Here is an 18,509-nt window from a genome sequence, read left to right as displayed (position 1 = left end):
TCATAGTCCAAGATAGGCGCTACGGATCTTCGGGCTGGCGCGCAAGGTGGCGGAATCGCCCGCGTCGACGTCCCGGCCCATTTCCAGGATGACGCCGCGGTGCGCGATGCTCAGCGCCCAGGTCGCATTCTGTTCGGCCAGCATGATCGCCAGTCCCTCCGCCTGCTGGATCTCCTGCAGGATTTCGCCGATCCGATCGACGATGATGGGCGCCAGCCCCAGGGAGGGCTCGTCGAGCAGGAACAGCTTGGGAAAGGACATCAGGGCGCGGCCTATCGCCAGCATCTGCTGTTCGCCGCCGCTCAGGCTGCCGGCATCCTGCCGATGGCGTTCCTTGAGCCGGGGGAAATAGGTGAACATCTGCTCGATGCGCGCCTGCACCTGCGCCGCGGAGCGGCTATAGCCGCCGACGCGCAGGTTCTCCATCACGCTGAGCTGGGCAAAGACGCGCCGGCCTTCGGGAGAAAACCCGATTCCCGCCCGCAGGATGTCATGCGGCGCCAGGCCGCGCAGATCGCGGTCCTGCAGGCGGATGCTGCCGCTCTGCCAGCGCACCAGGCCCAGAATGGCTTTCAGGGTGCTGCTCTTGCCCGCGCCGTTGGCACCGATAAGCGCGACGGTCTGGCCGGGTTCGACGTCCAGGGACACGCTTTGCGTTCCCTGGATGTGTCCATAGCGGACGTTCAGGTCACTGACGCTTAGTAGCGGCATACGCTTTCCCCAGGTAGGCTTCGATGACTTGCGGATTGGCGAGTACTTCGTCAGGCGTGCCCTCCGCGATCTTGCAGCCTTGCGCCGACACGAACAGGCGGTCGCACAAGCCCTTGATGAAGCGCATGTTGTGGTCGATGACCATCACGGATATGCCACGCTCACGCACGCGCAGGATGGTGTCGCGAACGTGATCGGTTTCTTCGGCGCTCAGGCCGGCCACCGGCTCATCGAGCAGGATCAGCCTGGGCTTCGCGGCCAGCGCGATCACGATGCCCAAGGTTTTCTGGTGACCGTAAGGCAGCGAGTCCGCTCTGGCGTCGGCCAGGTGCTCCAGTCCCAGCCACGACAGCAGCTCGGCGGCCCGCTCGCGCCCGGCCTTGTGCATGGCGCGGGCGCGGGGCGTCCCCAGGAAGGCCGCCAGGTGCCCTGGGTAGCACTGCAGGAAAGTGCCGCGTTCGGCGTTCTCCCGCACGGTGCGTTCGCGGTAGACCGCCGTCGACTGGAAGGTGCGCACCAGTCCCTGGCCCGCGCGTCGATGAGACGGCGTGTTGGTGACGTCCGTGCCGGCGAAGCGTATCGTCCCGGCGCTGGGACGGATCATGCCGCTTACCAGATTCACCACGGTGGTCTTGCCGGCGCCGTTGGGGCCGATCAGTCCGACGATCTCGCCTTCATTGATCTGGAAATTCAGGTCGTTGACGGCGACCAGACCGCCGAATCGGCGCGTCAGTCCGGATACCTCAAGCAGGGCGCTCATGCCTGATCTCCCCGAAACTTGCGGCTGACCAGGGAGCGGCCCAATTGCCAGATGCCGACGACCCCGCCGGGCAAGACCGCCATCACCACGATAAGAATGATGCCGAAGATGATTTGCTGCAGTTCGACGTAACCCCGCAGCAGTTCCGGCAGCGCCACCATGAATAGCGTGCCAAGCAGCGGTCCGATCAGGTAGTACATGCCGCCCAGTACGTTCATCACCACCATGCCCAGGGAAACGTCCATGTTGAAGGCCGCGGGCTCGATGGCGTGAATCATCTGCGCCTGCAAGGCCCCCTGCACGCCCACCAGCGCGCAGGCGATGACGAACATGAGCACCTTGATGCGGATGACGGGCACGCCGGAACTTTCGGCGATGCGGTCGGCTTCCCGGATGGCATCGATCTGGCGCCCGATGTCCGAGCACAAAATGCGCCAGACGATGGCGATGCACAGCACGGACGCCGCGAGGCAAAAGTAGTAGAACGCCACCGGGGACCTGAAGAAGGGCAGGCCAGGCGGGATCTGGTCGATGCCGTTCGCGCCGCCCGTCACGGACTGCCATTCGATGAAGACGAGCCGCACCACCTCGCCCAGCAGAAACGTGACCAGGACGAAATACTTGCCGGTCAGCCGCAGGATGATGGGGCCGATCAGCAGCGCCAGCAGGCCGGAGGCCAGGCAGCCCGCGATTAGCGCCAGCGGGAAGGACCAGCCGAGCCGAACCTGCAGCAGGACGCTGGTATAGGCGGCCACGCCCATGAAAGCGCCATGCGCCAGCGAAATATGACCCGTGCGGATAATCAGGTTCAGGGTGACGGCGCCGATGGCCCCAAGCGCCACCATGATGCCCAGATTGATATAGAAGGTGTTCGGGCTCAGCAGCGGCCAGGCGATGGCGACGAGCAAGGCGACCACCGCGGCTGCCACCTGTTTCGTTGTCGTCCGCGACGAATGCGCTTGGACGACGGGCGCGTGGGCCCGGCCGCCCGCGACGGAAGCATGTGTTTGGACAGTCATTCAGGTTTCCCCAGCAGGCCCCAGGGCCGCAGAACCAGCAGCGCGATCACCACGCCGAAGGAGACGAAAGAGGAGATCGATGCGCCGTAGAACGTCGAGAGAAAGCTCTCCGTGAAGCCCAGCAGCAGGCCGCCCAGCGCGGCGCCGGGAACGCTGCCCATGCCGCCCAGGATGACGACGATGAAGGCCACCATCAGCGGGCGCTCGCCCATGAAGGGCGACAGCGCATAGCTCTGCGCGTACAGGCCGCCTGCCAGCGCGGTCATGAAGACGGCGATGAAGAAGGCGAGCATGTAGATGCGGCGGGTATTGATGCCTTGCGTGGCGGCAATGTCGGGGTCCATGGCGGCGGCGCGCATGGCCAGGCCTTCCCGGGTGCGCGTCACGAACAGCCAGAAAAGCGCCAGGACGACGCCGGCAATGCCCATGATGATCAGCCTGTCGGCGGGTATCGAAACGCCGAGGAACTCGACCATCTGGTCGGACACGGACGGCAGAGAGCGCTCGTTGACGTCCCAGATCAGCACCGCGGCATAGACCAGGGCCAGGTTGAGTCCCAGCAGCGCGATCATGCTCTGGAACATCTTGTGATAGAACCAGCGGAACACCAGACGTTCCAGGATCAGCGCCAAGGCCGCCACCAGCACCGCACCGCCCAGGATGGCGATGGGGTAGGGCAGTTGGTAGACACCGTAGAGGTAGTACAGGGCGTATCCGCCCAGCATGGCGAAAGCGCCGTGCGCGAAGTTGACGACGCGCATGATGCCGAACAGCAGGGTGAAGCCAAGCGCGACCAGTATGTAGATCGAACTCAGGCTCAGGCCGTTCAGCACGACCTGACTGAGTATGGGCAGTGTGAACATGGGTGAAGCTCCGGGTAGGTCGGACACGGGATTCCACCCGGCGCCGCCGGGCCGGGGGGATCAAAGGTGTCGCTCGCGTCGAGCGGGACTCAGCGCTTTTCCGGATCCAGCGCCTGGATTGCCACCTGTTTGCCGCCCTGGACCTTGACCATCCAGAACTTCAGCAGCAATTGGTGATTGACGTCATAGTCGCCCATGCCCCCCCAACGCACGGGGCCGTACAAGCCGGCGTCGTAGCCTTCAAGTTTCTGCAGCGAATCGCGCACCGCGGTGGCGTCGGTCGCGGTGCCCGCGCGGCGCATGGCTTCCATCATGATTTTCGCGGCGTTGTACCACATCGGCGTCTGGGCGTTGATGACGCCGGAGCCGAACTCCTTGCGATAGGTCTCAACGAACTTGGTGGACTGGGGGGAGCCGAAATCGAAGACGTTCAATGAAATGAAGCCCTCAGCCAGGGGGCCGGCAATCTCCATCATCTCGTCCACCGCGGGGCCGCCGATCTGCCAGATCGGTTTCTTGAAGCCGCTCTGGCGCGCCTGCTTCAGCAGCAGCGCGCTTTCCCCGGGCGCATTGCTGTTGAGGTCCAGCGCGTCGACATTCTGCGCCATCATGCGGGCCATCAAGGGCGTGAACTCCTTCGTGCCGCGGTCATACAGTTCGGTCCAGACCGTGAAGCCATTGGCCTTGTAATAGGTCTCCAGCTGCGGGATCACCGCCTGGCCCACCGCATCGTTGGGGGCGATCAAGGCGACTTTCTTGACCTGGGGGAAATTGTCGCGGAACCACTTGACCATGGGCGGACCGAATTCCACGGTGCTGTCCACGACCCGGAAGTTGTAGGGCGACTTCGCCTCGTTCTTCAGGATCCCCGGGGAGAAGCCATTCGACAGGAGCACCACCTTGGCCGGCGTGGTCGCGGCGACGGTGGCCAGCACGGACGGCGATCCAATCGGTCCGATGATGAATTTGACGTTGTCGGCGTTGATCAGGCGGTCAGCAGCGGAACGGCCGCCGGCGGCCGTGTACTTGTCGTCGTACATGACCAGCTTGGGCGTGTAGACCTTGTCGCCGACCTTGAGTCCGCCCGCGGCGTTCACCTCATCGAACGCCATCTGGATGCCACGTTGCAGTGCCAGACCCCACGCCGTGCCGCCGCCCGACAGGGGGCCGATACCGCCGATCTTCAACTCTTCCTGCGCGTGGCTGGCGCCGGCGGTCAACATGGCCGCGGCCAGGGCCAGCACTTTGATGGACTTCATCATGTTTTTTCCCTTGAATGACTTGGTTATTGATGGTGCAGCTTGTTGTGGGTGCTCCCGATTCAGCGCCAGATTCAGGCTGCTCGTGGATAGGACATGGGCGGATGGCTCGAGCCCCATCCCGAGTGTTTTTCAAAACCCGCGCCGGCACGCAACAGCGTGTGGTCGGCATGGCAGCGGCCGACGAACTGCACGGACAGCGGCAGACCCGTCCTGGACAGACCGCACATCAACGCCAGCGCAGGGTGCCCGGTAAGGTTGAAGGGCGACCGGGCATGGCGGCCGTAGGTGCGCACGAATTCGATCTCATCGGCAATTTCGGACGCGGGTTCGAAGGAGTTCGCCACGATCAGCACGTCGACCTGCTCCAGCGCGTGGTCGACGGCGTCGATCAATTGCTTGCGCCAGCGTTCGGCCTGCACGTAGTCGCCCGCGCCCAGGAACGCGCCGACGATCAGCTTGCGTCGCGCGATATACGAGTAGTCGCCGGGCCGGCTGCGCAGCCAGTTGGCATGCACGGCCCAGGATTCCGCATGGAAGATGACGCGCTGCGTCATCGTGAAGCGCGACAGCGGCGGCAGCCTGACGTCCACGACGTCGGCACCGCCGGCGCGCAGCACGGCGCCGCACTGATCGATCGCCTGGATGACTTCATCGCTGGCGCGCGCATCCTCTTCATGGAAATGGCGCACGATGCCGAAGCGCAAACCTGCCAGCCCCTGGTCCAGGCCGGCAAGATGATCCGGGGCCGGCGTGCGCGTGCTGGCCGGGTCGGCGGGGTCATGCGCGGCCAGGACGTTCATCGCCAGCGCCAGGTCTTCGACCGAACGTGTGATGGGGCCGACATGGTCCAGGGTGAACGACAGGGGAAACACGCCGTGCCGGGACACCGCGCCGTAAGTCGGCTTCAGGCCGGCCACGCCGCAATGGCCGGCCGGGTTGCGGATGGAGCCACCGGTGTCGGTGCCCAACGCCAAAGGGACGAAGCCGGCCGCCACCGCCGCGCCGGAGCCCGAGGAGGAACCGCCGGTCTGGTGGCGTGGGTCCCAGGGATTGCGCGCAGGCGGGTAAGCCGCGTCATCGCTGGGCCCGCCGATGGCGAACTCGTGTAGCGCCAGCTTGCCGAGCAGAATCGCGCCGGCATCGCGCAGGCGCGCCACCACGGTCGCGTCCCGTTGCGCCACCTGATCCAGCATCAGGCGGGAATGACAGCTGGTCACCTGGCCTGCGACATCGATCAGGTCCTTGATGCCCACCGGAATGCCGTGCAGGGCGGAGCGCCAGATGCCGCGCTTCATTTCCTCGCCGGCCGTACGGGCCTGGGCGCGCGCCTGCTCGGCGTCGACGGACACGAATGCGTTGATGTCCCGATCGTGATGAGCAATGCGTTGCAGCAGTTTTTCGACGACGCTTTCTGGTGTCAATGTGCCCGCGCGGTAGGCACGCCCCAGGTCGGCGGCCGTCATCCAGTGGATGTCGTTCATGCGGAGCTCCGGGTCTGCATGGGCGGCCAGGGTTCCGCGGTGACGTCATCCAGATTGAACAGCGCGTTGCGCAGCTGTTTCGCCGATTCGACCGCCGCGATCATATCGGGCCGGTACTTGGCGGCGATCTCGTGCAGGCCCGCGTCCTCCGCCATCAGGGTAAACAGCAAGTCGATCGGTGGATCCGCGTCCTGGAGCGTCATCATTGGCATCCTTTGAATATGATGGGCTCTAGTTTGCGCAACCCATGCGCCAATGACTATTGGATAATATCCAAGCATTATCAGTAAAAAACTAAGGGCTCGCCTAGGGTTTACGCGCAGAGCCTCACCGAGGTGGAACGCTCGATGAACATCAAATACCGCCAGTTGCAGGCGTTCGTATTGGCCGCGCGTTTGGGCTCATTCGCGAAGGCTGCCGCGGAGCTGCATATCACCCAATCCTCCTTCTCCGTCTTGATACGCCAATTGGAGGAGGACGTGGGCATTGCGCTATTCGAGCGCACGACGCGAAGCTGTCGCCTGACGTCGCCGGGTCAGTTTTTCTATCGGGATGTCACGCCGATATTGAAGGACTTGAAGGAGGCCTATGGCCGCATCTCGGATGTGGGTTCGGGTGTGGCGGGGCAACTGCAACTATCGGCGTTGCCGTCGCTAGCTTTCGGCTTGCTGACGGAAGTGCTGGCCACTTTCCGTCTGCGTTATCCGGGCATGCGCGTGTTCATGCGCGAGGAGCTGAACGTCGCCGTGATCGATGCGGTCAAGCGTGGCGAGGTCGAGTTGGGCATAGGCTCGGAATTGAGTGGGGACCCGGAGTTGGAGTTCAAGCCCTTGTTCCGCGATCACCTGGTCGTCGTGGCGCCGGTAGGGCACGAGATCCTGGCCGAGCCGCTGACCTGGCGGCGGCTGGAGTCCTATCCCCTGATCATGCTGGCGCATGGCTCCGCGGACCGCGCGCTGCGGCTGAACCGGCCGGAGCTGGTGCCCACCATAGAAGTGGCCTACATGGGAACAGCCGTCAGCATGGTGCGCAGTGGCCTGGGTCTGACCATCATCCCCAGCAGCGGCCTGAAGGGGGTGAACATGAGCGACCTGCGTTCCGTCGCGCTGCCTGGCCGGTCATGCCGGCGCACCATCGGCGTCCTGCATCGCAAGCGAGCCACCTTGAGTCCCATGGCGCTGGCGTTCATCGACCTGTTGTCGCAAGCCGCGCCTTTGGACGGCGGCATCCGACGGCTGGCCGCCTGACATTTTCCCCCGATACGGGTAAGCCATAGCTGCACCTACGCGTGTTTGGCGCTACGTTGTGACAAATATGTTTATCGTACAAACACCCGCGCCCATCGCAGGCGGCGGGTCATCACTTCGGAGCAGCAACGTGTAGCAGTCAAACCATGGCAAGGGGAAAACAATGGAGCGTCGAAGCGCTTTAAAAATGATGGCGGTGATGGCCGGCATGGGCCACGCAACCAGAAGCTGGGCGGAAGGCACGGCCTATCCGAACCGGCCAATAAGAATCATCGTTTCGGCGACGCCTGGCGCCGCCACGGACCTGGCGGGACGTCTGGTCGCCGATCTGCTCAACGTCAAATACGGCCAAAGCGTGGTGGTGGAAAACCGCGCCGGCGCCGGCGGCGTGATCGGCATGCAGGCGGCGGCTTCCTCCAAACCGGACGGCTATACCCTGGCCACGGGCGGCCTGGGCAACAACGTGCTGCCACCGGTCACCTTGAGCGGCCTGCCGCTGGATATCCCGGCCGCATTGCTGCCGGTGGCCCAGGTCGCGGAGTTCGTCAACGCACTGGTGGTGCGGATGGATCATCCAGCCAACTCGGTGGAGGAACTGGTGGCGTATCTGCGCTCCAACAAGCGCAGGCCCCTGTATGGCAGCAATGGCGTGGGCAGCTCCTCTCAGATGACCGCGGAACTCTTCGCCATGCGCACCGGCCTGAAATTCGACCATGTGCCGTACAAGGGCGCGACCGAGGCCCTGGTCGGTACGTCCAACGGCGATCTGGATCTCTGTTTCATGAATTTGCCGCCCACCTTGCCGATGATCGAAGGCAAGCACCTGAAGGCCTTGGCCGTCACCAGCGCCTATCGCGCGCGGCAACTGCCCAATGTGCGGACCGTGCAGGAGCAGGGGATCAAGGACTTCGACGTGACCAGCTGGATGGGCATCTATGCGCCGTCCAAGGTCGACCCGGCCATCGTCAAGCAGTTGGCCGACACCATCGTCACCGGGCTGGCGACGCCTGAATATCAGAAACGCATCATCGGGGCGGGCTTCGAGCCCAAGCTGCGCAATGCGGCTGATTTCCAGGCGTTCTCCGCCGCGGAGCTGAAGCGCTGGAGCGACGTGGCCAAACAGGCCGGCATCGTGGTGGAATACGGGGGCGCGAAAGGGTAGCTGGAAGGGCCGCCGCCACCTTGCCAGGTGGCGGCATTGGCCCCGCGTCGGCCCGACCTTAAAGGAGCGGTGGCAACCAGCGCTCAGGCGTGTCCTTGCCACACCTCCGGATTGACCATCGCTTCCGGTTGTTTGCCGGTTACCGCGTCGATCAGATTGGCCACGGCCAGTTCTATCATCGCGCGACGTGTTTCATGCGTGGCGCTGCCGATGTGGGCCTGCAGCACCACATTCGGCAGTTCGCACAAGGGGCTGCTGGCCGGCAACGGCTCCTGCTCCATCACGTCCAGGCCCGCGCCCGCGATCTTGCCCGCGCGCAGGGCTTCGATCAGCGCGGCCTCGTCCACCACCGGGCCGCGCGCGGTGTTGATCAGGTAGGCGCTGTTCTTCATCAACCCCAACTCGCGCTTGCCGACGGAGTGGCGGGTCTCCGCGGCCAGTGGGATGTGGATGCTGAGCACATCCGAAGCCTTGAACAATTCGTCGCGCGCGACATAGGTGGCCAGGCCTTGCGCGTGAGGATCCTCGCGGCGGTTGTGATAAATGACCTTCATGTCGAAGGCCTGGGCCGTGCGCGCCACCACGCGCCCGATGCGGCCCATGCCCAGCAGACCAAGGGTCTTGCCGCGGATATCGCGCGCCAGCGGGAAGGGGCCCTTGGTCCAGGCACCGCTGCGCACGAACGCATCGCCCGCCACCAGGTTGCGGGCCAGGCACAGCATCAGGCCGATGGTGATGTCGGCCACGGCGCCGTCCAGCACCCGTGGCGTGTTGCAGATCAGGACCTTGCGTGCGGTCGCGGCGGGCACGTCGACATTGTCGAAGCCGACGGCGAAGTTCGAGCTGACGGTCAGCGCGGGAAGGGCGGCCAGCAAGGCCGCATCGACCTTGGTCTTCATCGTGCAGACCATGCCTGTGATCTGCGCGCGTGTCTCTTCGGAAACGACTTCGTCAGGGCGCTGCCCCATTGGGATCTCGATGATGTCGCAGGCGGCGGCGAGGCGTTCGCGCAGGTCCGGCGGCAGCGTGACGGAGGCGATGACTTTGGGCTTCTGGCTCATGAGGATTCCATACGTTTCGGGTTCAGGGAGGGAATATCGATAGTGACCGACCAGCTACAGTTCCAGCTGGCTGGAGGGAACACGCACGCGGATGCCGTCGAGGGCCGGCGTCATGACGACCTGACAGGACAGGCGGCTGGTGGCGCAACGCTCCGGCACCACTTCCAGCAAGGCTTCCTCCATCATGCCCGGCGCTTCCAGGCTGGCGTACCAGCGGGGATCGACCTGCACGTGGCAGGTGCCGCAGATGGCGCCGCCGCCGCATTCGGCAACGATGCCCTCCAGACCATCCCGGCGCGCCGCTTCCATCAGCGACCAGTCGTCGGGCACATCCAGCACCTGTTCGGCGCCATCCGGCATTTCAAATACAGCGACAGGCATGGGCAGACCTTTCTTCTTCAGACGTGAACTGGCGGCGTGCCGATGCGAGGCACGCCCTTGATGAATTCCACCGGGCTGTCGACCGCCTCCAACGCGGCCAGGCGGCCTTGCTGATAGCGTTCCACCAGCCAGCCTTTGGCGGTGGCGTGGACGTGGTCGTCGCAGGGCAGGGCGGGATGGACCAGGCCCGCCATCTGCAGCCGCCGGCCATGTTGTTCCGACCAGAAGGTGAGGGGCTTGGCGGCGGGTGGGCGCTTGCCGGCGATGACCGCGGCCGCCGTGCGCGCCTGCATGAGCGCGTTCTGCACGCTTTCGACGCGGGCATGCCTTTGCAATTCAGCGCGGTACGCGCTGGCGCAATCGCCGATGGCGTATATGCCGGGCGCCGAGGCGCGGCATTGTTCATCGACCACGATTCCGTCGCGGCATTCGAGCCCGGCCGCCTCGGCCAGACGCGTGTCGGCGACGGCGCCGATGGACACGAGCACCTGCTGGCCGTCGACGACGCCGCCGCACGCCAGGCTTGCACGCCAGGCGTCCGGCGTGCGCTGCCAGCCCGTCACGGCGACGCCATGGCGGATGTCGATGCCGGCATGGCGGTGCAAGGTTTCCATGCGCTCGGCCGTGGGGGCCGACACCTTGCCGGCCATCACGCCGCGCTGCTGCTCCAGCACGCAGACCTCGGCGCCCAGCTTGCGCGCGGAGCAGGCGGCTTCCAGGCCCAGATAGCCCGCCCCCACGATCAGCAGCCGGTGTCCCGGCCGGATGGCATCGCGCAGGCGGTGGGCGTCGTCCAGGCCGCGCACGGCGTGAACGTGATCTCCGGCCAAGCCAGCGATACCGCGCGCGCTGGCGCCCGTCGCCAGGACGCAGTGCTGGTAGGCGATGCGGCGGCCGGCCTGGGTATGGATCAGGCGCGCCGCGGTGTCGATGCTGGCCACGGGGTCATCGGCGCTGTAGCGTATGCCCTGTTTTTCGTAAGTATCCCCGGCACGCAGGGCAATGCGGTCGGCGCTGGTGGTGCCGGTCAGCAGGCCCTTGGACAAGGGCGGACGCTCGTAGGGCGGGTGCGGCTCGGCGCCCAGCAGCATGATGTCGCCTTCGAAGCCGGCCGCGCGCAAGGCCCAGGCGCATTCCACGCCGGCGTGGCCGGTGCCGATGATGGCGACGTGGGTTGAGAGCAGGTCTGCCATGTTTTACGTCCCGAACTTGAGCGAGATGTTGGCGCGCTCGGCCACCTGCTTCCAGCGCGCGAGTTCGGCGCGATTCAGTTCGGCGAAGGCGGCCGCGGTCGATCCTTTCGGTTCGAAGCCGGCGACGCTGAGCGTTTCGCGCGCCTTGGGGGTGGCCATGCCTTCCTGCAGCGCGCCGCTGAGCGTTTGCACGAGTGACGGCGCCATGCCGGCGGGGCCGTACAGGCCCAGCCAGCTGGTCACGTCGAAATCGGCCAGGCCCTGTTCCGCCATGGTGGGCACGTCAGGCAGTTGCTGGCTGCGATAGCTGCTGGTCACGGCGATGGCGCGCAAGGAACCCTTGCGTAGCAGGCCCTGCACCGGCGGCAGATTGCTGAAGCTGAAATCGAGATTGCCGTTGATCACGTCGACCAGCATTTCGTTGCTGCCCTTGTAGGGCACGTGCAGCAGTTGCAGGCCCGTGCGCTGCGCGAAGAACGCCGTGGTCAGGTGTACTGAAGTGCCGATGCCGTTGGAACCATAGCTCAGGCCTTCCTTGCCGCGTTGGCGCGCCATGGCGATCAGGTCGTTGACGCTGCGGATGGGCGAATCGGCCCGCACGATCAGGACGTTGATGAACTCCGCCATCTCGCCGATGGGCGTGAACGCGCGCGCCGTGTCCAGGGGCAGGCCGGTGACGGTGGCCATGGGCAGCACCATGCCGCCCAGGCCATTGAGCAGCAAGGTGTAGCCATCCGGCGGCGCGGCGGCGACGTGCTGATTACCTATCATGCCGTTGGCGCCCGGGCGGTTTTCCACCACGACGGGCTGGCCGAAGCGGCTGCCGAGGATATCGCTGGCCAGGCGCCCGGCCACGTCGGTGACGCCGCCGGGCGGATACGGCACGATCAGGCGTATCGGCTTGCTGGCGAAGCTGGCGCCGGGCGGTCCCGCGGTGCCGGTCGCGGCTTCGCTGCCGGAGGCCACAGCGGCGCGTGTTCCCACGGTGCTGCCCAGCGCGGCACTGCCCGCGAGCAATTTCAATACGGAACGTCTTTGCATGCTATCGACTCCAGGTACGGACGAGCCTGGCCCGCCGCCGACGGCGGGCGTGCTTGGAAAGTAAGGCAGCGTGTGCCGGCAGGCGGGCCGGCGCCGTACGACGGGGCGCTAGAAGAAGACGGTAAGCGCCTTGGAAAGCAGGACGTTCTGGTCCAGGTGGATCTCCCGCGCGAGTATCTTCCAGTGGCCGTCGCGCCGTCGCAGGACGTCATCGCGCTTGCCGGCGAACAGGTTGACCTCGGCTTGCAGGCGGTTCTGGTAGATCAGGAAACGCGAACGCACGCGCACCCGTTCGCCGCCGCCTTCATCCGGTGTGACATCCAGCACGCGGATGTTGGTGACCAGGCGCGATACGCGCGACGCGGGCTCCTCGGCCCAGTGAATGCCGGTCTTCAGCTGCGCGACGCGCTGGCGCAAGGTATCAATGCCTTCGTCGAACCAGGCGGCGTCGTGTAGGCCGGAAAATTCCTGGTCCATGGCGTCGCGCCGCACATTGCGGGTGAGGGGCATGCGGTAGACGATGTCTTCATCGAGCAGGCTGGCCCAGGCTTCGAATTCGCGATGGTCGAGCAGGTCTGCTTCGTAGTGCAGGAAGCGCTGCGCCTGCCACCAGACATACATGTCGTCGACGCTGGTGTCGAAGGCGGGCGTGACGTCGGCGGGCTTCACTTCAGCGGGAGTGGTATCGGCCGCGGCGGGCTGGGCCAGACTTGCGGTGGGCGCGTTCATGCTGCCTTCTCCTCGATCCGGACGGCGCGAGCCATCAGCTGATTCCAGTCCTGGCCGTTCATGAACTGCCCCCAGCGGCGGTAGAACGCGCGGGCGTTTTCCTCGGTGTACTCGCCATTGACGGCGCAGCCGGGGATTTCGGGCACGCTTTGTACGTGGCCCACGCCCATCTGGTAATTGAAATAGAGCTCGCGCGACATCGCGCCCATGCTGGCTTCGGTGGCGCCTGTCCAGTTCTCCATGTCGTCGGACTCGGTCATGCCGCCCGGGCCGGAGTAACGCAGGAAGTAATGGCGCGCCGCGTCCTTGACCGCTTCCGGCGCGTCCTTGTCCACCAGGTACATCCGCCACATTTCCATTTCAGTGGGACTGATGGGGTGGAAGACGGCCAGCGTGCGCGGCTGGCGTCCGTGGAAAGACATATTGGGAAAAATGGTGCCGACGCTGGTCTGCACGCGCATGGCCGAGCCCAAGGTGGCGACGCGCTTTTCGTGGATGGCGCGGTAGTAGGCCTCGACTTCGGGATAGCGCGCGTACTGGGGCGCGTAGGGGCCTTCTTCATAGAAAGGCAGGCGGCCCAGCAGGCCGTGTCCCAGGTCGGGGAAGCAGATGGCGGAACGCGTCGCCGAGGGATCGCGGCGTCCTTTGCCGCCGCCCGGGCCGATGCCGACGATGTCCACGGATCGATGGCTGATGTCGTGGTAAAGGTCGCCGATGAAATTCTCGGGCGCGAATTTCCAATTGCACTTGATGCGCCACTTCTGCACGCCGCCGATGACCTCGGACCCGCCGGGACTGCCGTCGCGGTGATCCAGGGCCGCGTCCAGGTACAGGCGCATATTGCCCAGGTAATCGAGAAAGGGCGGGGCTTGCGGATCCCACGTGGCCCAGATCGCACCCTTGTAGTTCACGACCTGGGCGACGGTCTTCAAGCCCCATTGAGACTTGTCCAGTTCACCCTTGTAGTGGGTGGCGTGGCCAGGCACGCCCACCAGGCCACCGGGGCGGTCCACCAGCTTGCCGTCGGTGGAAAAGCTCCAGCCGTGATACGGACAGGTGAAATTGCGTGCGTTGCCATGGTCATAGCGGCATAGCTTCATGCCACGGTGCGTACAGCTATTCAGCATGACCTGGATGTGACCCTGGCGGTCGCGCGTCAGGATCACGGATTCCGTGCCCATGCGCGACAGGAAATAGTCATCCGGCTTGGGCACCAGGCTTTCATGTCCGACGAACAGCCAGGCGCGCGCGAAGATATGCCGCAACTCCTGCTGGTAGATCTCGTCATCGACGAAGATGGACCGGCTGACCAGCCCCTCATCCGCCCGCACCAACTCGTCTATCGATTTCCGACTCATCATCCGTTCCCCTTGGATATGCCGGTTGCCACTTCACCAGGTCATGGTTTGTCCGCGGTGGCCACCGCTGTACGCAATCTTGATTCGGTGTTGTCGACGTGCATGCGGGCTTGCTGTCGCGCCAGCTCCGCGTCACGCTTTTCGATGGCGGCGAACAGCGCCTCGTGCTCTTTCTGGGCATGGGCGCCGCGGCCGGCGATCTTGGCCGAGCGCGAGCGCGACACGCGCAGATTGGTCTTGAGCAGCACCGCCAGGAAGTCGAAGAAATTCAGATAGTGTTCGTTGCGGGTCGCACGGGCGACGCAGCGATGGAATTCCATATCGGCGTTGACGCCTTCGGCCACGTCGCCGGATGCGATGGCCTTGCCCATATTGCGCAAGGCCAGGCGCATGGCGGCCAGGTCCTGGTCGTCGCGTCTTTGCGCGGCCAGGGCGGCGGCCTCGATTTCAAAGCCGCGGCGCAGTTCGACGATGCGCAGTACCTGGTCCGCGTCGCCCAGGTCCGCGGCCTGCATGCGCAGCACCGACGGGCGGGCGGTCTGCATGACCGTCAGGCCACGCCCCTGCTTGCTTTGCACGACCCCTTGGACTTTCAGGCGGGAGACTGCTTCGCGCAGCACGGTGCGGGACACACCGAGCCGGGTGGCGATGGCTTGTTCGGGAGGCAGGACTTCGCCGATGCTGTAGTCGCCGCTGGTGATTTCTTCCAGCAGCATTTCCGCGATCCGATCGGTCAGATTGGGCTCTGACTGGACTGGAGCGGCCGGGTCTTTCTTCAGCAAGGAGCGGGACGGCAATGTCGGCATGGGGCGGAATCGTTCTGAAAGCGTCCATGAAGCCTGGGGCGATGGGCGCTTGCAGTCGGCCGTCCGTCGCTGTCGTAAATACGATAATCGTATAGACCTGCGGACGCCTACTAGGGAAAGTTCGTAAGGGGTGTTCCCTAGGAACAGGGCGGACATGGGGCGTCACGGGCGCCGCATACCGGGAGTTTTGTATCGCACTGTATGACGTGCCAGGGCGGACACACAGGCACACCAAGCGGTGCGCGCGCTTCGTTAAAACGTCTCCAACGCCAGATTGTTCAGTCAGCGCCCAGCGCCGGACCGATCCAGGCGCCCCACTCAAATCTGCTTTGGAGCATGCATCATGTCGAACCTCGTGAATCCCCAGCGCCGCCGTCTGCTCGGCTCGACCTCGGCCCTGGCCGCCCTCGGACTGCTGGACCTGGGTCTGGGCAGCACCGCCCGCGCGCAAGGAACCCCGCAAGGCGCGGGTGGCCAGGCCGCGTCGGCACGGGCAGGCGGCGCCACGTCTTTCGGCAGCCCCATCCGCCAGATCGATGCGGGCACCTTGAACATCGGCTACGCGGACGTCGGCCCCGCCCATGGCCCGGTGGCGATCCTGCTGCACGGCTGGCCTTATGACATCCACAGCTTCGTCGACGTCGCCCCTCTGCTGACGGCCGCAGGCTACCGCGTCATCGTGCCGTATCTGCGCGGGTATGGCTCGACGCGCTTCCTGGCGGCCGAAACGCCACGCAACGGGCAGCAGGCCGTGGTCGCCCTGGACATTCTTGCGTTGATGGATGCCTTGAAAATCGAGAAGGCCGTCATCGCGGGTTTCGACTGGGGCGCGCGCACGGCCGACATCCTGGCAGCCCTGTGGCCAGAGCGTTTCCATGGCCTGGTATCGGTCAGCGGCTATCTGATCGGCAGCCAGCAGGCCAATGCCAAGCCCTTGCCGCCCGCCGCCGAATTGCAGTGGTGGTACCAGTTCTACTTCGCCACCGAACGCGGCGCGCAAGGCTATGCGGCCAACGTGCATGACTTCAACAAGCTGATCTGGCGCCAGGCTTCGCCGCAATGGCAGTTCGACGACGCCACCTACGAGCGGTCCGCGCAATCCTTCGCCAATCCCGACCACGTGGCGGTGGTGATCCACAACTACCGCTGGCGCCTGGGCCTGGCCCAAGGGGAGGCCAAGTACGACGACTACGAGCGTCGCCTCGCCGCCGCGCCCAAGATCGTGATTCCGGCCATCACCATGGAGGGCGACGCCAACGGCGCCGCCCATCCGGCGCCCGCCGCCTATGCCAAACAGTTCACCAGCAAGTATCAGCATCGCGACCTGACCGGAGGCGTTGGTCACAACTTGCCGCAAGAAGCACCCAAGGCCTTCGCGGACGCCGTGCTCCAGGTGGTCAAACTGTAGTGCAATAAAACGCAACTATCGGAAATTCAAGTGATTTTTAGCCTTTAGGGACGTGGTGGACAAACAACATAGCCTGAACATGATTCCAGGATAAACAGGCGATTCCTGGTCCTAATTGGCGATTTAGACCAAACCGCCCTGGGGAATGCTTAGTGATGAGCAGCAAGGAACTGTGAATTCTTGGGAAATGATGTTTACGAAGTAACTGGATATGTGTCAAATGACGGAGAGTTATTCAAAATGTAAAGTCGCCGCCGTCATTTATGTCGCACCGCTACGTATCGTCCTCGCCCTCGTTTCTGCCCCTTTCCCGTCTGACTGCTCGCGCGACCGCGCGGATCGGCATCGCCATGGCCCTCACCATGGCCGCCGGTCCGCTGGCGGCGCAGAGCCTGCCGGCGCAGTTGCCCTCCGGGGCCGAGCCGGGGCGGCAATTGCCGCAGCCGGTCATGCCGCAGAGTTCGCCCGGCATGCCCGCGGTCACCGTGCAGCAAGGCACTGCGTCCCAGGCTCCGGCCGGGGCGGACAAGCTCAACTTCACCCTGACGGACATGCAGATCGAAGGCGTGACGCGTTATCGCGCCGACGAACTGCGCCCGCTGTACCAGGGCCTGCTGGGTAAGACGATCACGGTTGCCGATGCGTTCAAGGTCGCCAACGACATCGAGCTGCGCTACCGCAACGAAGGCTACGTCACCACCCGCGTGATCGTGCCCGAGCAGACCATCGATAACGGCCACTTCCGCATCGTGGTGGTGGAAGGCTTCATTTCCGACGTCGTCTATGACGGTGACGTGGGTCCCGCCAAGGCGGCGGTGGAGAAGCTGGTGCGGCGCCTGCGCGGCATGCGTCCGATCAATGTGGCCGACGTCGAGCGCCAGCTGCTGCTGGCCAATGACCTGGCCGGCATGACGGTGCGGGCCTCGCTGGAGGCATCGCCCAAGGTGACGGGCGGTTCGGTGCTGGTGGTGCACAGTGAGCGCAAGGCGGTCGACGCCCGCGTCGGTATGGACAACCGGACCTCGCCTTACCTGGGTTGGAGCGAAGCCACCACCCAGATCAGCCTGAATTCCTTCGGCGAGCGCGCCGATCATGCCACGCTGTACGGCAGCGTCGGCTTCCCGGCCTATCGCAGCAAGTCCGTGGGCGGCGCCTACGACATGCTGGTCACCGACACCGGCATGACCTTCGGCCTGCAGGCCAACTACGCGAAGAGCGAACCCGGCCGCGAGCTGGCCCAGCTCAACGTGGCCAGCGACGTGCAGTCCTATGCCGCCACGGCGACGTACCCCATCATCCGTTCGCGCCTGGAAAACCTGCGCGCCGTCGGCCTGTTCGAAGCGCGTAACGTCAGCACCGACATCACGGGCGTGCCGTTCACCAGCGACCGCCTGCGCGTGCTGCGCCTGGGCTTGAGCTACGACCGCACCGATACGTGGAACGGCATCACCGCCGTGCGCGGCACCCTGCACCAGGGCCTGAACACCATGGGCGCCAGCAAGGAAGGCTCGGCGCTGGCTTCGCGCGAGAACGGCAAGCCCGACTTCTTCAAGGCCACCGCTGAACTGACGCGCCTGCAGCAGTTCACCGACCGCGTCAGCCTGGTGGCGACGTTCGCCGGCCAGTACAGCGCCAGCCCCTTGCTCGCCAGCGAAGAGTTCGCGCTGGGCGGCCCCAACTTCGCGCGCGGCTACGACGACGGCGAAGTGTCGGCCGACAGCGGCATGGCCGGCTCCCTGGAACTGCGCTACGCGATCTCCTCGGCCAACTTCCTGCCCCACGGCGCGCACGTCTACACCTTCGTCGACGGCGGCCGCATCTGGTCGCGTTCGGCCAGCGCCGACATCACGCGCAGCAAGCTGGCCTCGTTTGGCGCGGGTATGCGCGCCAACCTGACCAAGACCGTCTACGCCACCCTCGAAGTGGCCAAGCCGCTCAGCGACGACGTCCTGACTCAGGGCAACAAGAATCCCCGAATTTTCTTCAGCATTTCGGCCCAGTACTAAGCAGCAGAGACGATACCGATC

At 65.0% G+C, this 18,509-nt stretch carries 18 protein-coding genes; 4 read left to right on the top strand and 14 right to left on the bottom strand.

Going from position 1 to position 18,509, the window contains the following annotated elements; all coding sequences use genetic code 11:
- The 7 genes from ASB57_RS16560 to ASB57_RS16530 all read right to left on the bottom strand — a co-directional run bounded on the left by ASB57_RS16560 (position 1) and on the right by ASB57_RS16530 (position 6,302).
- Positions 1-711, bottom strand: coding sequence for an ABC transporter ATP-binding protein (locus tag ASB57_RS16560; protein WP_057653218.1), 711 nt, complete (start codon positions 709-711; stop codon positions 1-3).
- Positions 689-1,471, bottom strand: coding sequence for an ABC transporter ATP-binding protein (locus ASB57_RS16555; RefSeq protein ID WP_057653217.1), 783 nt, complete (start codon positions 1,469-1,471; stop codon positions 689-691). The genes ASB57_RS16560 and ASB57_RS16555 overlap by 23 nt, the downstream gene beginning before the upstream one ends.
- Complete coding sequence (locus tag ASB57_RS16550) at positions 1,468-2,490, bottom strand: branched-chain amino acid ABC transporter permease (RefSeq protein WP_082621658.1); 1,023 nt, start codon at positions 2,488-2,490, stop codon at positions 1,468-1,470. Before ASB57_RS16550 ends, ASB57_RS16555 begins: the two co-directional genes overlap by 4 nt.
- Positions 2,487-3,353 carry a branched-chain amino acid ABC transporter permease gene (locus tag ASB57_RS16545; protein ID WP_057653215.1) on the bottom strand — a complete coding sequence of 289 codons (867 nt, stop codon included), beginning with the start codon at positions 3,351-3,353 and terminating at the stop codon, positions 2,487-2,489. The genes ASB57_RS16550 and ASB57_RS16545 overlap by 4 nt, the downstream gene beginning before the upstream one ends.
- Before the next feature lie 89 nt (positions 3,354-3,442).
- Positions 3,443-4,615, bottom strand: a complete 1,173-nt coding sequence (locus ASB57_RS16540; RefSeq protein WP_057653214.1) for an ABC transporter substrate-binding protein — start codon at positions 4,613-4,615, stop codon at positions 3,443-3,445.
- Between the two features lie 71 nt (positions 4,616-4,686).
- On the bottom strand, positions 4,687-6,096 hold the full coding sequence (locus ASB57_RS16535) for an amidase (protein ID WP_057653213.1): 1,410 nt from the start codon (positions 6,094-6,096) through the stop codon (positions 4,687-4,689).
- Positions 6,093-6,302: a hypothetical protein gene (locus ASB57_RS16530; RefSeq protein ID WP_057653212.1), complete on the bottom strand. Its 210-nt coding sequence runs from the start codon at positions 6,300-6,302 to the stop codon at positions 6,093-6,095. Before ASB57_RS16530 ends, ASB57_RS16535 begins: the two co-directional genes overlap by 4 nt.
- Positions 6,303-6,443: 141 nt before the next feature.
- Here ASB57_RS16530 and ASB57_RS16525 point away from each other — a divergent pair, with 141 nt between their 5' ends.
- On the top strand, positions 6,444-7,343 hold the full coding sequence (locus ASB57_RS16525; protein WP_057653211.1) for a LysR family transcriptional regulator: 900 nt from the start codon (positions 6,444-6,446) through the stop codon (positions 7,341-7,343).
- A 163-nt stretch (positions 7,344-7,506) separates the two neighbouring features.
- A complete protein-coding gene (locus ASB57_RS16520) occupies positions 7,507-8,505 on the top strand; it encodes a tripartite tricarboxylate transporter substrate binding protein (RefSeq protein WP_057653210.1) in 999 nt (332 codons plus the stop codon).
- Positions 8,506-8,588: 83 nt separating this feature from the next.
- On the opposite strand, the gene ASB57_RS16515 is transcribed toward ASB57_RS16520, so the two are convergent.
- The 7 genes from ASB57_RS16515 to ASB57_RS16485 all read right to left on the bottom strand — a co-directional run bounded on the left by ASB57_RS16515 (position 8,589) and on the right by ASB57_RS16485 (position 15,074).
- Positions 8,589-9,566 (bottom strand): 2-hydroxyacid dehydrogenase, encoded by a 978-nt coding sequence (locus tag ASB57_RS16515; RefSeq protein ID WP_057653209.1) that lies wholly within the window; start codon positions 9,564-9,566, stop codon positions 8,589-8,591.
- A 54-nt stretch (positions 9,567-9,620) separates the two neighbouring features.
- A complete protein-coding gene (locus ASB57_RS16510; protein WP_057653208.1) occupies positions 9,621-9,947 on the bottom strand; it encodes a 2Fe-2S iron-sulfur cluster-binding protein in 327 nt (108 codons plus the stop codon).
- Positions 9,948-9,964: 17 nt separating this feature from the next.
- Positions 9,965-11,140, bottom strand: coding sequence for an FAD-dependent oxidoreductase (locus ASB57_RS16505; RefSeq protein ID WP_057653207.1), 1,176 nt, complete (start codon positions 11,138-11,140; stop codon positions 9,965-9,967).
- Positions 11,141-11,143: 3 nt separating this feature from the next.
- The gene (locus ASB57_RS16500) at positions 11,144-12,181 is read right to left on the bottom strand and encodes a tripartite tricarboxylate transporter substrate binding protein (protein ID WP_057653206.1); all 1,038 of its coding nucleotides are present in this window, start codon (positions 12,179-12,181) and stop codon (positions 11,144-11,146) included.
- Positions 12,182-12,289: 108 nt separating this feature from the next.
- Positions 12,290-12,910, bottom strand: coding sequence for a 3-phenylpropionate/cinnamic acid dioxygenase subunit beta (locus ASB57_RS16495; RefSeq protein ID WP_082621656.1), 621 nt, complete (start codon positions 12,908-12,910; stop codon positions 12,290-12,292).
- Entirely contained in the window at positions 12,907-14,271 is a 1,365-nt protein-coding gene (locus ASB57_RS16490; protein WP_057653205.1) for an aromatic ring-hydroxylating dioxygenase subunit alpha, read from the bottom strand. Before ASB57_RS16490 ends, ASB57_RS16495 begins: the two co-directional genes overlap by 4 nt.
- A gap of 38 nt (positions 14,272-14,309) precedes the next feature.
- A complete protein-coding gene (locus tag ASB57_RS16485; protein ID WP_057653204.1) occupies positions 14,310-15,074 on the bottom strand; it encodes a FadR/GntR family transcriptional regulator in 765 nt (254 codons plus the stop codon).
- A gap of 343 nt (positions 15,075-15,417) precedes the next feature.
- Between ASB57_RS16485 and ASB57_RS16480 the strand changes: the two genes are divergently transcribed.
- Together ASB57_RS16480 and ASB57_RS16475 are read left to right on the top strand one after the other, a co-directional pair.
- The gene (locus ASB57_RS16480) at positions 15,418-16,482 is read left to right on the top strand and encodes an alpha/beta fold hydrolase (RefSeq protein WP_057653203.1); all 1,065 of its coding nucleotides are present in this window, start codon (positions 15,418-15,420) and stop codon (positions 16,480-16,482) included.
- A gap of 350 nt (positions 16,483-16,832) precedes the next feature.
- Positions 16,833-18,488, top strand: a complete 1,656-nt coding sequence (locus tag ASB57_RS16475) for a ShlB/FhaC/HecB family hemolysin secretion/activation protein (protein ID WP_057656207.1) — start codon at positions 16,833-16,835, stop codon at positions 18,486-18,488.
- Positions 18,489-18,509 lie beyond the last annotated feature (21 nt).

Source organism: Bordetella sp. N (genome assembly GCF_001433395.1).
Classification (GTDB): Bacteria; Pseudomonadota; Gammaproteobacteria; order Burkholderiales; family Burkholderiaceae_B; genus Bordetella_C.
Note: the sequence above shows the minus strand (reverse complement) of the source record. Positions and strands in the feature narration are given on the sequence as shown.